Genomic DNA, 13030 nt, shown 5'->3' on the forward strand with positions numbered 1-13030 from the left:
AACGACATGCACGGTCGGCTCGACGACCAGCCGAACCTTGAAGATGTGCCCGGAGATCTCGTTGAGATTGCTGGCACGATCAAGTGGTTCGACGTCGCCAAGGGTTACGGGTTCATCGTGCCCGATGGCGGCGGCGCCGACGTGCTGCTCCACGTGACCAGCCTGCGCCGCGACGGCTACCAGACCGCCTATGAGGGCGCACGCATCGTCGTCGAGGCAACCGCCCGCCAGCGCGGCCTGCAGACCTTCCGAATCCTGTCGATGGACGATTCGACTGCCATCCATCCCTCGCAGATGCCGCCGCCTCGCACCCATGTCTCGGTCACGCCGACCAGCGGGCTGGAGCGGGCCGAGGTCAAATGGTTCAACCGGCTGCGCGGCTTCGGCTTCCTGTCCCGCGGACCCGGCACGCCGGACATCTTCGTCCACATGGAGACCCTGCGCCGCTACGGTCTGACCGAGCTCCGGCCCGGACAATGGGTTCTCGTGCGGTTCGGCGACGGCTCCAAGGGGCTGATGGCGGCCGAGGTTCGGCCGGATGGTCCATCCTTCCCGGCGGCCCATTGAAAGCTGGTGATGGCGCGATGACTGCGTTCCCCATTTCGCGTCGTGCAGTTCTCCTTGGTGGCCTGGTCTGTTCGATCCCTGCCGCGTCGGCGGCCGACTCCGACCGTCTGACGATCGTCACCCGCGGCGGCCAGAGCCACGTGTTCACGCTCGAGCTTGCCAATACGCCCGAAGCGCGCTCGCGTGGCCTGATGTTCCGCCGCGAGCTGGCTCCGGATAAGGGCATGCTGTTCGAATTCGGCGCTCGCGAGAGCGAAGTCTCGATGTGGATGAAGAACACCTATATCTCCCTCGACATGGTGTTCATCCGTGCCGATGGCACGATCCGCCATATCGCCGAGAACACCACGCCGCTCTCGGAGGCGACCATCTCGTCCGGCGGCCCGGTCCGCGGCGTGCTGGAAGTGATCGGCGGCACCGCCAAGCGTCTCGGCATCGCACCGGGTGACCGGGTCGAACACCCGTATTTCCAGCGCTGACGCGGTTGGGCCGGCACAAGCCGGGCTTCGCGCTTGCTGCTGGCCGCAGCCTCGGCTATGCCGTGGCCAACGGGGCGTAGCGCAGCCTGGTAGCGCGAGAGTTTTGGGTACTCTAGGTCGCTGGTTCGAATCCAGTCGCCCCGACCAGATCCGGAGGGTTCACATTGGTCGCCCGTATCTACAAGCCAGCCAAGACCGCCATGCAGTCGGGACAGGGCAAGACTCACGATTGGCGCCTGGATTTCGAGCCGGAGACGCCGCGCGTGGTCGAGCCGCTGATGGGCTATACGAGCTCCACCGACATGCGCCAGCAGCTGCGCCTCACCTTCGAGACGAAGGAAGAGGCCATTGCCTATGCCGAGAAGAATGGCCTGGCCTATCAGGTGTCGGAGGCCGAGGAGCCGAAGCGCCGGCTCGCCGCCTATTCCGACAATTTCAAGTTCAACCGGGTCGGCGCCTGGACTCACTGACCCGCTCCGTCGCGGGCAGGGGGCACCGGTCTGCCGCGCCTGCTATCCGGTCCCGTAGCTCAGCTGGATAGAGCGACAGCCTTCTAAGCTGTTGGTCGCAGGTTCGAGCCCTGCCGGGATCGCCAGCATTTTCAATGACGGATGCTTGATTGGCGGGAGCGTTGGGTCCCGCCAGACAACACCGAGTGAACACAAACCGTCTTGTGAATGTCGCTATCGCGGCCAGGCGGGCACTGTCAGAGGAAAATCGGGTTGCTGTCGTAGGGGCGGGCCGCTAGCCGGAGCGGATAAGCAATCCCGGCATTTTCGCTATTTCAAGACGTCGCCTGAGATCATCTGCCTGGCAGTGATGATGTCTGTCCGCTACCCGCTACCCGCTGTCGCTGCGGTGCTGCGACTAAGTTCCTCAGCCAGTAGATCGAACACCAATCGGACCCTCCGGCTCGTGTGCAACTCGCGGTGACTCACCAGCCAGACGGGCACTGATGTCCCAGGCAGTTCAGGTAGCAAACGGACGACGTTTGGCATGAGTTCAGCAATTTCCTGCAACATCATGCCGATGCCGAGGCCCTGCCGCACCATTTCCCACAGGACGACGGAATTGTCGGAGACAATCCGGAATTGGTCTGCCGAAACGGGTATACCGGCGGCGCGCAAGTGCCCCGAAAATTGATCAACGGGGTCGAACCCCAGTACCTCGAGGGTACAGAGTTCCGCGACACTTTCCGGTTTCCCGTTCTCGGCAACCCAGCTTTCAGCCGCATAGAAGTGGGCCGTCATCTCTCCAACCAGCCTGGCGATGAGTTCAGGTTCGGTCGGACGCACGTGGCGGATGGCAATGTCGGCCTCGCGCTTTCTGAGGTCGCTGATTGAGTCCGAGGCGACGATGACCAGTGTGATCTGCGGTGCCATCGCGCGAACGCGAGCCAGCAGGCTCGGGAGAAGGTAGGCCGAGACCGCATCCGTCGCGCTGATGGTGACACGCCCCTGGATGTCTTGAGACTTGCCGGCGGCGGCCAGCGCCATCGCTTCTGCCGCTGTCGACATCGCGCGCGCATGGTCAAGCAGACTGAGGCCGGCGTCAGTCAAGACGAGCCGTTTGCCGATCCTCTCAAAAAGGGTGGTTCCGAGCGCTGCCTCCAGCGCGGCTACCTGGCGCGATAAGGTGGGCTGTGTCAGCCCGAGCTTGCGCGCCGCACCCGAAAGCGAACCGAAAGCTGCCGTCGCAGAGAAAGCACGAGCCTGATTCCAATCCATTTTGCTCATGCGAATTCGTATATTCTTTGTACAAATTTCGGCAATACCCCAAAATCATGCATGAACTAGGTCATGGGTCTTCAGAAGGAGACCATCATGCTTCGAACTATCGATGACACCCGCTTCTGGGACAGGTCTGCGCGGAAATATGCGGCAACTCACATAAAGGACATGCCCGGCTACGAGCGCACCAGCGAGCGCACGCGACACTTCCTCAACCCGTCCGACACAGTGCTCGAACTCGGATGCGGGACCGGCACGACCGCGCTTAAGCTTGCGCCGTTCGTTGGCCATATCGTTGGAAGTGATTCTTCGACCGAGATGGTCGCCATCGCGCGGGAAAAGGCCACCGCGTTGGGGTGCGAGAACGCTGAGTTCACAGTTGCGGCTGCCGAAAGCGGTCCCGATTTGGTCGGCTCTTACGATGCAGTCCTTGCGTTCAACCTTCTGCACCTGATTGCCGATCGGCAGGCCGCCTTTGCGCGGATCCACCGCTTCCTTAAGCCGGGCGGGCTGTTTATTTCCAAGACCCCCTGCCTGTCTGAGATGAACCCGTTGATCCGCATCGTGGTGCCGCTGATGCGCTTCGCCGGGCAGGCGCCATTCGTATCGTTTTTTGCAGCCCCAGCCCTCGAAGCCGAAATCGCTGACGCAAGCTTCAATGTCCTCGACAGGGAGCGACATGGGACAGGTCGCAAAGATCCTCGGATTTTTATCGTCGCTCGAAAGTCAGGCTGATCAGGTGCCTTAACGGGTAAGCGCCTTCGCTCAGTCGTCATGGTGTTGTGGAAGCAAGCGTGACGGATCGCCTGGCGTCCTACGGCGCAGCACTGAAGACATCGGGCGCGGTCCAAAAGCGCGAGATCAGGCGTTGGCTGAACAATCGCGCGGAGAACCCCCACCAGCCCTTCCGACACAGAGAACTCGCAACGTTGCGGTTTCGGCGGATGAAAAGTCAGCAGAAATTTGCCGAATTCCACGGCTCGATCCACAACCACATCAACCAGTAACGCTCACTGGTTGGTCTGACAGCACTGTGCGCAGGGCGGTCACCGGTCGGCTTCCTCCCGCAGCATCTCCAGTGTTGCCGGATCGAACTTGGCCTTGACCCGTCGTCCATCGGCCGTGACGGCATGGACCTTGTAGCAGCCATCATCCGTCCGGATGCGTGTCACTTGCCAGCCGCGCACCCTCAGGCGCTCGACAAGCGCGTCGCGGGGCTGCCAGTCGGCCATGGGCGCTGTGCAGCGCGGGCTTGCCGCAGCCATGCCGCCCCAAAGGGCTGTTACGAGCAGAGCGCTGGCTCCCAGGGTCCGCTTCATCGTGCACTCCTCGCCGGCATTGGTCATTGTGTGGTGATGGACCATATTGACCTGACGCCAGCCTGAACCGCCGGACGAACCTTATTCAGCCGATCGTCAGCTTCCGGGGCTAGCGTCGTGCCGGATGACCATGGACCGGGACCCTGCACATGCGCGTTCTGCTCGTTGAAGACGATACGCTTCTCGGGGCGGCGGTGCGCGATCAGATCGCTGCAGACGGGCATAGCGTCGATTGGGCGACCAGACTGGATGCCGCGAGCGACCATCTCCGCGTCGCCACCTATCAACTCATCCTCCTGGACCTGATGCTGCCCGACGGTCAGGGGCTGGACTTTCTGCGCCGCAGGCGCCTCGCGGGGGACGACACCCCGGTCATCATCCTGACCGCCCGCGACCAGATCTCCGACCGGATCGCCGGCCTCAACGGCGGCGCCGACGACTATCTGGTCAAACCCTTCGACCTGTCGGAGCTGACGGCCAGACTGGGTGCGGTCGCAAGACGCTATGCGGGCAATCCCAATCCGATCGTCCGTCTCGGCGAATTGCAGGTCGACATGGCTGGCCGGTCCGTTCAACGCGCCGGCCGCCGCGTGGCGCTGACCGCGCGGGAGTGGGCCCTGTTCGAGGCCCTGCTGCAGCATCCGCACCAGCTTCTGTCCAAGGCGCAGTTGGAGGAGCGACTCTACTCGTTCGACACCGAGATCGAGAGCAACACGATCGAGGTCTATGTCGGACGGCTGCGCAAGAAGGTCGGCCACGCGATGATCGAGACGGTGCGTGGCATGGGCTACCGGCTCGGACAGAGCGTCGCCACAGACAGTACCGGAGATCGTTGATGAGGCAGCTGTTCCCGCATCCGAGGCTCAGCCTGCAACGCAGGCTTGCCCTCGCGCTGGCGGGATGCGTGACGGCATGCTGGCTCGCCGGGACGGTCGCGGCCGGTTTCGTCCTGCGTGAAGAGATCAGCGAGGTCTTCGACAGCGCCTTGCAGGAGGTTGCGCAGGGGGTCCTTCCGCTCGCCTATGCGGAAATCCTTGAGCGCGGCACGGACGGCCCCCCGGACAGCGCGCCAAACCGCGTCGCCTCTGTCGGGCCACACCGGGAGTATATCGCCTACATCGTCCGCAACGCCGCGGGGCGTGTGCTGCTGATGTCTCACGACGCGGACCTTGCGATGTTCCCGAGCACCATCCAGCCGGGATTTGCCGACGGCCCCGTGACCCGGCTCTACACGGAGGCCGCCATTCGCGGCACACTGTTCGTGACCTCCGCGGAGCGTCCAGGGCATCGGCGCGCGACGGTCGTGCAGGCAACACGGATGCTGGTCTGGCCGCTGGGGGTGCTTCTTCCCCTGATCGCGGCCGTCATCTGGCTTCTTGTTGCCCGGTCGTTCCGGCCGATCGGGGCGTTTCAGCGCGCCATCGAAGCGCGCGGCGGTGGGAATTTGACGCCGGTCGATACCAGCGCTCTGTCCGTCGAGATCGCCCCGGCGGCGGAGGCCGTCAACCAGCTGATCGAGCGGCTCAAGCAGGCGCTTGAAGGAGAGCGCAGGTTCACCGCCAACAGCGCCCACGAGCTGCGAACGCCTGTTGCTGCTGCACTTGCCCAGACACAAAGGCTTCTCGCTGAATTGCCGGACGGGCAGAGCCATGACCGCGCCACCGCTATCGAGGCGGCCTTGCGTCGGCTGACCAGGCTGTCTGAGAAGCTGTTGCAACTCGCAAAGGCCGAAAGCGGACGCCTGAAGGCCGACAGGCCACAAGATCTCGCGCAGGCGCTGTCCCTTGTTCTCGCCGATCTCCAGGGCACACCGGGTGTCGAGGACCGACTGATCGTCGAGGTCCCCGAGAGCGGAACGTTCCTGTCGTGGCTGGACATCGACGCCTTCGCCATCCTTGCCCGCAACCTCATCGAGAATGCTGTCAGACACGGAGACATGTCCAAGCCGGTCCATGTGTCGCTGACGGCCGGTGGCCTCTTGCGCGTCTCCAATTCCGGCCGGGTGGTTCCGGTCGATAGCCTTGCCCTCATGACCAAGGCGTTTCAGCGTGGAAATACCAACGCAGACGGTGCCGGGATCGGATTGGCGATTGTCGCGGCCATTGCCGAGGGTATCGGGACGCGGCTGGAGCTTCGATCGCCTGCCCCAGGCATGGTCGACGGATTCGAGGCCAGCGTCTTGTTGCCGAAGGCGCCATGCTGAACGCCAGCTGACGGTCTTTGTCGCCCAACGTCAGGCCATCGTCAGTTTCGCGGCGCACGACTCCGGATGCCAGACAAACCCGGAGACCGTCCATGACACACAAGATCCTCGGCCTCGGCCTTGCCGCCGCCATCGGCCTCGCCGGCATCGTCCTGCCCCAAGCGGCGGAAGCGCGTCCCGTGCGCCTGACCACTACCTTGAAGGCCTATGGCGGCAACGGCGCCTATCTCGCGATCTACCTCATCGACCCGCAGGGACGCTTTCATTCCACACTGCGGGTGGCCGGGGGCAAGGCCAAGTATCACAGGCATCTCACTGGCTGGTTCCGTGGCTCCAATGGTCGTATCGACGGGACCACGGGCGCCAGCGTCGGCAGTGGCCAGACCCTCAGGATCAGTGTCGACATCGCCGACGCCCTGATTGACGCCGGCTACCAGATCCAGATCGACAGTGCGGTCGAGAATGAGCGCGACGTGCCCGCCGACGTGACCGTTCCGCTCGCTGCCGGAAATGCCGGGCGGGCGATCGCCGGCCGCGGCTACGTCCAGTCCTTCGCCTTCGACATGTGACCAGCACGAGGGCACCCGTCATGCTGCGCACGCTTCACTCGGTCACCGGTCTCGCCGCTGCCATCCTGGTGGTGGTCCTGGCGCTTTCGGGAGCCATCCTGTCGGTCAATCCGGTATCTGAATGGATGGCGGCCCCAGCCGTCCGGTCCGGCCACACCGAGATTGCCGCACTGGCCGATGTGGTCGCGGCACGGCGGCCGGAGGTCGACAAGATCGTCCGGACAGCCTCGGGCACCCTCGTCGTTTCCTATTTTGACGGGACCAGCGCGGGGTCCGAAGTTGTCGATCCCGAAACGGGCGCGGCCCTCGGGCCGCATGCGCCGTCGGGCTTCACCCGCATGGTCACGAACCTGCATCGCTCGCTGCTGCTCGGCCAGACGGGCCGAGCGGTAGCAGGCCTTGGCGCGGCCGCCATGGTCATCCTGACCATGTCTGGCGCCTTGATGCTTATGGCGCGGCTCGGAGGCTGGCGGGCGATCCTGCGGCCGGTCCGTGGCACGCCCATGCAGCGCTGGCACGCGGGGATCGGCAGGCTGACGATGGTCGCCCTGCTGCTGTCATCGCTCACCGGCACCTATATGGCGCTTGCGACCTTCGAACTCGTTCCCGATGGCTCTGCGCAGGCCTCGAAGAGCAGCGAGGGTGTCGGCGGGCCACGCCTGCCTGTCGGAAAGGTCGCGGCACTTGCCGCCGTTGATCTCGCCGATCTGAGGGAGTTGGCCTTTCCCTATGCGGGCGATCCGACCGACACCTACACGCTGACCACGTCCCGCGGCGTCAGCCAGATCGACGCAGCGACAGGCGAGGTTCTTACCTTCGAGGCTCATGCCGCCGGCAGCCGGTTCTACGAGTTCGTCTACATGCTTCACACTGGCCAGGGGCTCTGGCCGCTTGGCCTGCTGCTCGGTCTCTCTGCCACCGCCGTGCCGCTCTTCGCAGCCACCGGCGCGCTAATCTGGTGGCGCCGGTTCAAGGCGATGCCACGTTTCCCCGGCAATGCCAGCGCAGCCTCTGCGGAGACCATCATCCTCGTTGGCAGCGAAGGTGGCAGTACCTGGGGCTTCGCGGCTGCGCTGCACCAGTCCCTGACCGCAGCGGGGCAGCGGGTGCGCACGGTGCCGATGAATGCGATCGGCTCCCCTTATCCAAAGGCAGCGCGGATGCTGATCCTGCCTGCGACCTATGGCGAGGGAACCGCGCCTGCGTCGGCCTCGGCCTTCCTGGCGCGCCTTGATGGCCTCGACATGCGACTGCCTGTTGCCGTCCTTGGCTTTGGCGATCGTCAGTTCCCGCGGTTCTGCGGCTTCGCCGACACCGTCTCCGCTGCTCTGGACGCCCGGGGCTGGCCATCCCTTCTTTCCCTTTGCCGCATCGATCGCCAGTCGGCGCAGGAGTTTGCGCGCTGGGGCGAAGACCTCGGCGTTGCGCTTGGTCTGGACCTGAACCTCAAGGCAGTTGCCGCGAGGCCGAAGACCTTCTCGCTCGAACTCGTCCGCCGCGTCGACTACGGTGCAGAGGTGCAGGCACCCACCGCGATCCTGTCCTTCGCCATGCCGGCGGACAGCCGGCACGGCGCCTGGTGGCGCACCCTTTTTCCGGCTGGGCTGCCTCAGTTCGAGCCCGGCGACATCGTCGGCATCATTCCGCCTGGCAGCGACAGGCCGCGCTACTACTCCCTGGCGTCGGCGAACCGCGACGGCGTTCTGGAGATCTGTGTCCGCAAGCAGCCCGGCGGCCACTGCTCGACCTTCCTGCACGACCTCGACCTCGGCGGGCGGATCGAGAGCTTCATCAGGCCGAACCCGGCGTTTCGTCCTTCTGCGGGCAAGGCACCGTTGGTGCTCATTGGAGCAGGGGCCGGCATCGGCCCCCTGGTCGGCTTCACACGGCACAACGAAACCGGGCGTCCCATCCACCTCTATTGGGGTGGACGCAACCCTGCCTCGGACTTCCTCTACCGGGAGGAGTTGACGGAATGTCTCGCCGATCAGCGGCTGACGGCGCTCAGGACGGCCTTCTCCCGTGTTCCGGGTGGCGGTTACGTCCAGGGCAGGCTGGCCGAAGACGGTGCGGAACTGCTCGACATGATCCGGAAGGGCGCCCAGATCCTCGTCTGCGGCGGCCGCGACATGGCAGTCGGTGTCGAGCGGACGCTCGAGGCCATCCTGAAACCCGCGGGCCTCGATCTGGCCCGGCTCAAGGAAGAGGGTCGCTATGTTGCCGATGTCTATTGAGAAGGCATGTCCCTCGGCAGGTCCTGCGCCTTCGCGCAGGACCTTGAGTGGCCCGACGATGGGGACGCGTTTTTCCTGCGTCTACTTCGCGCGGCAGGATTTCGACGAGAGCCGGCTCGCTCGCGCCTTGTTGGAGGCGGTGGGCAATGTCGACCAGCAGATGTCGAGCTGGAAGGCCAGCTCCGATCTGAACAGGCTCAACGCGGCAGATATCGGTGCATGGGTGTCCGTCCCGGGTGAACTGGAGACGGTCCTGGCATCGGCAATCGAGATAGGTCGGCAATCGCAAGGCCTCTTCGACATCGGAGTTGGCGATGCGCTGCGCGCCTGGGGGTTCGGCGCGGCCGCCACGGCACCGGACGGCGCCCTGATCGCCGCCTTGCCACCAGTCCGACTCGCCGCCCATGACGTCCTCGACGTGGACATGCTGCAACATCGCGTCCGGAAGCGGGCGGCGATCAGTCTCGACCTGTCCGGGATCGCCAAGGGCTTTGGCGTGGATGAGCTGGCCCGCGTCATGAACGCCTTCGGCATGAGGGACTGGCTGGTGGGAATCGACGGCGAGATGCGCGCGCGCGGAGCAAAACCGGACGGTTCCCCCTGGGTCGTCGCCCACGAGCGCCCAACTCCCGGAGTGCGGGAGCCTATGGGTGTGCTCGAACTGAGCGACATCGCAGTCGCCACTTCCGGCAATTACCGGCACTTCCACGAGATCGACGGCCGAAGGGTGTCGCACACCATCGTGCCGGAATCGGGCTGCCCACTCGACAACGGGATCGCATCCGTGACGGTGCTCGCCACGACATGCATGGCGGCGGACGCCTGGGCAACCGCCCTCCTGGTGGCAGGCCTCGTGTCAGGACTTGAGCTGGCGCGAAAAGCGGGTGTGGAAGCGATCTTTGTTCAGCAGGATGGCACGATCCACGGCTTGGGCTGAGCGGCCGTGTGTGGTCGTGAGTGCGCTCACGCATCCAGAAGCAGATTTCGGACCTTCGGCTGGGGGCCAAGAACAGTCTTTGGCCGCACCCCTTGCGGCTGAGTGTGAATGCAGAATTTTACCCAGGATGAGTGGCGCTTCAAACGGGTAGCGCTTCAACTGATCTGAGCCCGGAAACTCTACCCTCGGACGGTCCAAAGATCTGTCTTGGATCAAGCAAACCACGAATCCGCCCCATGGCCGGAGGAATGCCGGGGTCAGGTCGCGATCAATCCACCGACAGGCTTCGGAGGAAAGCGACGAGATCGGCGATTTCGCTCTCCGTCAGTCGCAGGGGCTGTAGAATACGCTCACCATCCGTGTGCAAACGCGTGAGATCGATCTCGGAGTAATGCCGGACGACATCGGTCAAGCTCGCCCTCGATCCATTGTGCATGTAGGGCGCGGTGTGCGTCAGATTGCGAAGCGTCGGCACCTTGAACGCGCCGAAATTGGCATGAAGGTCGGCGACATGGCGGGTGGCCCAGGCATCCCGCCGCTCCGGGTCGTCGTTGAACAGACCGAGCTGGTTGTAGGGGCTCGACCTCAACAGCAGAATGCCTTGTTGCCGACCGGGGTCGACGCGGCCCGGCTCGATGAAGAATGGCACTCCGACATCTGCGAATTCGCCGTTGGTGAAGGCCGGGCCAACATGGCAGAAATTGCATTTCCCCTGCCCGACGAACAGTGCGGCACCGCGCTGTGCCTGCTGTGGATAGCGGGCAGCGGCAACGCGATCCCCACGAGCGAGCGCATCGCGAAACTCGTCGAAACGCGTTCGGCCGGAGACGATCGTTTCCTGAAAGGCGGCGAGGGCCTTGGCAACATCGGCCAGAACCCTGTCCGCGCCGGACGGATCGATCGTGTATCCGAACACGCCCTGGTAGGCCCGAGACAGAACCGGGTCCGTGCCAATCACTCGCGCCAGATGGCTTGCATCTGCTCCCATTTCGCGCGGATCGAGGATGGGACCGATGCTATGGGCCCAGAGACTGTCGGAACGGCCATCCCAGCCGAACCAGCGCTGGCGACCGACATCGAAAAGCGGCAGCGCATTCCGGTCGACGGTGGCAAGGCCGCGGCTTTGCGGAAGACCGTCCGTCCAGCCCCGGTCAGGGCGGTGACACGTCGCGCAGGATACGGTTCCGGTGCGGGACAGACGCTTGTCAAAGAACAGAATGCGTCCGAATTCGATCGCTTCTGGCTTGCCCGATGCACGATTGCTCGGATCGGGCGATTTCGGGACCGGCCAAGGTCCATGCCGCACCAGCTCGGCGATCTCGCTATCAGTCAGAACAAGCTCGTTGGTGCGCGCCTGTTCGCCTGTCAGCAAGGCTGCGACCACGAGGAAAGCTGTCAGCAGGCATCCTCTTCGAGCGATGGTTCGGCGCGTCACCGAATGTCCATGTCCAAGGTCAGGCGCTCCGGACGTGCGCCTGCAAACACCGTGACGACGATCTCCCATCGGCCGGGCATATGAAACAACATGCCCGTCGCCTGATAGCGGCCGTCTCCGACCGCGACAATCGTCGGCCTGTAGTTCATGCCGTGGCGATGGGCTGGCATTGTCGCATCAATGGCGATCCGCTCAATCCGGCTGCTTGCCCCACAAAGTGCGATCCCGACATCAAAAGGCATGCCGACGGTGATGTTCGCCGGGCTTGTCGCGATCGCTGCGCGCACGGACCCTTGCGGCGGCGCTTTCATCGGCTCTCCTGAGCCTTGAGGCAGGCAATCGCCGTGCGCCGATGTCGCTGCGAGGAGGATAACCGCAGCGATGATCTGCGGGCCGGAACAGGTCATTGTTGTAGTCCGGGCCCTGGCGCGACTTTCAGAAGCATCGCCTCGGCGTTGCGGTAGGCGATGCGTTCGGCCAGATCCCGGGGCAGGCTCGATAGCCAGCGCCGGCTGAAATCTGCGTGTGGACCAATATAGTGCCAGCGCTCCGGCGTGAATGTATCGGTGCCTACCATGAATCGATCCGGGAACTCCTCGAACACCGCCTTCCAGTCCGCTGCGACAACACCTCCGCTCGCATGATCATTGCGGAAAGCAAGGTCGGCCCAGAGGTTGGGATATTTGTGCAGCATTTCGCGCACGCGTTCGGGGCGGTCGAAACCGGAATGGGCCCAAAGAACGATAGCTTCCGGATAGGACTTGAAGATGCGGTCGATCGCATCGGCGTCGGAATGGGCACGCAGCATGAGCTTGTGATGGCGCGCCAGCGCGATCATGCGTTGGACGACCGGCTTGTCGATATCCGATCCGAATGCATGGAACTCGCCAAGTGCCCTGTATCTGTACCTGCTCAACCGGTCCTCGACATAGGCGATGATCGTCGGGTCATTGGTCCATCCGGCGGTGTCACTACGGCGGCGATAAGGGCGCAACGAGGGAACGATCAGATCAGGTGCTTCGCGCCACAGCCGCTGCGTTCCCTCATCATCTGAACTCGAGACCAAGGCCTTGCGGACCCCCGCCTGCCGAAGGATGGCCACGGCAGCAGCTGGAGGGATCATTTCGACAGCGTCATGGCTGTAGTGCACATGGGCATCGAAGAGAGGCAGGCGTTCCTGTGCCGTTGCTGCAACAGCCGAGACCGCCATCACGACGGTCAGCGAGACGGCCAGACATCGCATCGTCTACTCCTCCAGATCGCGCGAAGGTCTCGTTTGTCGCGTCGCAAAAGATGAACGTTGGTGCTGGGGCGCGTCAACGAAAATGCACGACCTGATCAGTGCCGGGGAAGGGGGCTTTCTGAGGTTGTTTTGGTTGGTTTGACAGCACCGGAATGCCGAGGGCCGCGATCGCCTGCGGCACAGAAGTGCCTGCAGATTGCCGAACTCGCGTGCGGCCTATCCGAGCCGACGCCCTACCAGAGCAACCTTGGTTGGGAAGGGGCAGCGAATCCGCCCTGGCAGCTGGGCAAGTTGCGGCGCGTGCCGTCCGGCCG

15 protein-coding genes and 2 tRNA genes are annotated in these 13030 nt (G+C 64.1%); 12 read left to right on the plus strand and 5 right to left on the minus strand.

The features are described 5' to 3' along the window. Positions 1 to 6: 6 nt before the first annotated feature. The 5 genes from E8L99_RS16300 to E8L99_RS16320 all read left to right on the plus strand — a co-directional run bounded on the left by E8L99_RS16300 (position 7) and on the right by E8L99_RS16320 (position 1641). On the plus strand, positions 7 to 567 hold the full coding sequence (locus E8L99_RS16300) for a cold-shock protein (protein ID WP_252511135.1): 561 nt from the start codon (positions 7 to 9) through the stop codon (positions 565 to 567). 17 nt (positions 568 to 584) lie between these two features. Beyond that, positions 585 to 1046 carry a DUF192 domain-containing protein gene (locus E8L99_RS16305; protein WP_137100538.1) on the plus strand — a complete coding sequence of 154 codons (462 nt, stop codon included), beginning with the start codon at positions 585 to 587 and terminating at the stop codon, positions 1044 to 1046. Positions 1047 to 1116: 70 nt separating this feature from the next. After that, positions 1117 to 1193 (plus strand) — tRNA-Pro (locus E8L99_RS16310). 17 nt (positions 1194 to 1210) lie between these two features. After that, positions 1211 to 1516 (plus strand): ETC complex I subunit, encoded by a 306-nt coding sequence (locus E8L99_RS16315; protein WP_137100539.1) that lies wholly within the window; start codon positions 1211 to 1213, stop codon positions 1514 to 1516. Between the two features lie 48 nt (positions 1517 to 1564). Beyond that, a tRNA-Arg gene (locus tag E8L99_RS16320) sits at positions 1565 to 1641 on the plus strand. A gap of 238 nt (positions 1642 to 1879) precedes the next feature. Here the strand turns inward: E8L99_RS16320 and E8L99_RS16330 are convergent. Further along, positions 1880 to 2782: a LysR family transcriptional regulator gene (locus E8L99_RS16330; protein ID WP_137100540.1), complete on the minus strand. Its 903-nt coding sequence runs from the start codon at positions 2780 to 2782 to the stop codon at positions 1880 to 1882. An 87-nt stretch (positions 2783 to 2869) separates the two neighbouring features. On the opposite strand from E8L99_RS16330, the gene E8L99_RS16335 reads away from it, so the two are divergent. Beyond that, positions 2870 to 3511 (plus strand): class I SAM-dependent methyltransferase, encoded by a 642-nt coding sequence (locus E8L99_RS16335; protein ID WP_137100541.1) that lies wholly within the window; start codon positions 2870 to 2872, stop codon positions 3509 to 3511. Between the two features lie 59 nt (positions 3512 to 3570). Beyond that, positions 3571 to 3783 (plus strand): DDE-type integrase/transposase/recombinase, encoded by a 213-nt coding sequence (locus E8L99_RS16340; RefSeq protein ID WP_168201700.1) that lies wholly within the window; start codon positions 3571 to 3573, stop codon positions 3781 to 3783. A gap of 39 nt (positions 3784 to 3822) precedes the next feature. On the opposite strand, the gene E8L99_RS16345 is transcribed toward E8L99_RS16340, so the two are convergent. Beyond that, complete coding sequence (locus E8L99_RS16345) at positions 3823 to 4095, minus strand: PepSY domain-containing protein (protein WP_137100543.1); 273 nt, start codon at positions 4093 to 4095, stop codon at positions 3823 to 3825. A gap of 149 nt (positions 4096 to 4244) precedes the next feature. On the opposite strand from E8L99_RS16345, the gene E8L99_RS16350 reads away from it, so the two are divergent. From E8L99_RS16350 to E8L99_RS16370, 5 genes are all read left to right on the plus strand, one after another. Then, positions 4245 to 4931, plus strand: a complete 687-nt coding sequence (locus tag E8L99_RS16350; protein WP_137100544.1) for a response regulator transcription factor — start codon at positions 4245 to 4247, stop codon at positions 4929 to 4931. Further along, on the plus strand, positions 4931 to 6298 hold the full coding sequence (locus tag E8L99_RS16355) for a sensor histidine kinase (RefSeq protein ID WP_137100545.1): 1368 nt from the start codon (positions 4931 to 4933) through the stop codon (positions 6296 to 6298). Before E8L99_RS16350 ends, E8L99_RS16355 begins: the two co-directional genes overlap by 1 nt. Before the next feature lie 92 nt (positions 6299 to 6390). Continuing rightward, on the plus strand, positions 6391 to 6867 hold the full coding sequence (locus E8L99_RS16360; protein ID WP_137100546.1) for a DUF2271 domain-containing protein: 477 nt from the start codon (positions 6391 to 6393) through the stop codon (positions 6865 to 6867). Between the two features lie 20 nt (positions 6868 to 6887). Continuing rightward, positions 6888 to 9101: a PepSY domain-containing protein gene (locus tag E8L99_RS16365; protein ID WP_137100547.1), complete on the plus strand. Its 2214-nt coding sequence runs from the start codon at positions 6888 to 6890 to the stop codon at positions 9099 to 9101. Between the two features lie 58 nt (positions 9102 to 9159). After that, complete coding sequence (locus tag E8L99_RS16370) at positions 9160 to 10038, plus strand: FAD:protein FMN transferase (RefSeq protein ID WP_252511136.1); 879 nt, start codon at positions 9160 to 9162, stop codon at positions 10036 to 10038. A 268-nt stretch (positions 10039 to 10306) separates the two neighbouring features. Here the strand turns inward: E8L99_RS16370 and E8L99_RS16375 are convergent, their stop codons facing one another. From E8L99_RS16375 to E8L99_RS16385, 3 genes are read right to left on the minus strand one after another with little or no spacing between them, the layout of a single operon-like run. Then, positions 10307 to 11473 (minus strand): cytochrome-c peroxidase, encoded by a 1167-nt coding sequence (locus E8L99_RS16375; RefSeq protein ID WP_168201701.1) that lies wholly within the window; start codon positions 11471 to 11473, stop codon positions 10307 to 10309. After that, complete coding sequence (locus E8L99_RS16380) at positions 11470 to 11880, minus strand: FixH family protein (RefSeq protein ID WP_137100549.1); 411 nt, start codon at positions 11878 to 11880, stop codon at positions 11470 to 11472. Before E8L99_RS16380 ends, E8L99_RS16375 begins: the two co-directional genes overlap by 4 nt. Further along, complete coding sequence (locus E8L99_RS16385) at positions 11877 to 12716, minus strand: amidohydrolase family protein (RefSeq protein ID WP_137100550.1); 840 nt, start codon at positions 12714 to 12716, stop codon at positions 11877 to 11879. The genes E8L99_RS16380 and E8L99_RS16385 overlap by 4 nt, the downstream gene beginning before the upstream one ends. Positions 12717 to 13030: the final 314 nt, after the last annotated feature.

Source organism: Phreatobacter aquaticus, assembly GCF_005160265.1.
In the GTDB taxonomy this organism is placed as follows: domain Bacteria; phylum Pseudomonadota; class Alphaproteobacteria; order Rhizobiales; family Phreatobacteraceae; genus Phreatobacter; species Phreatobacter aquaticus.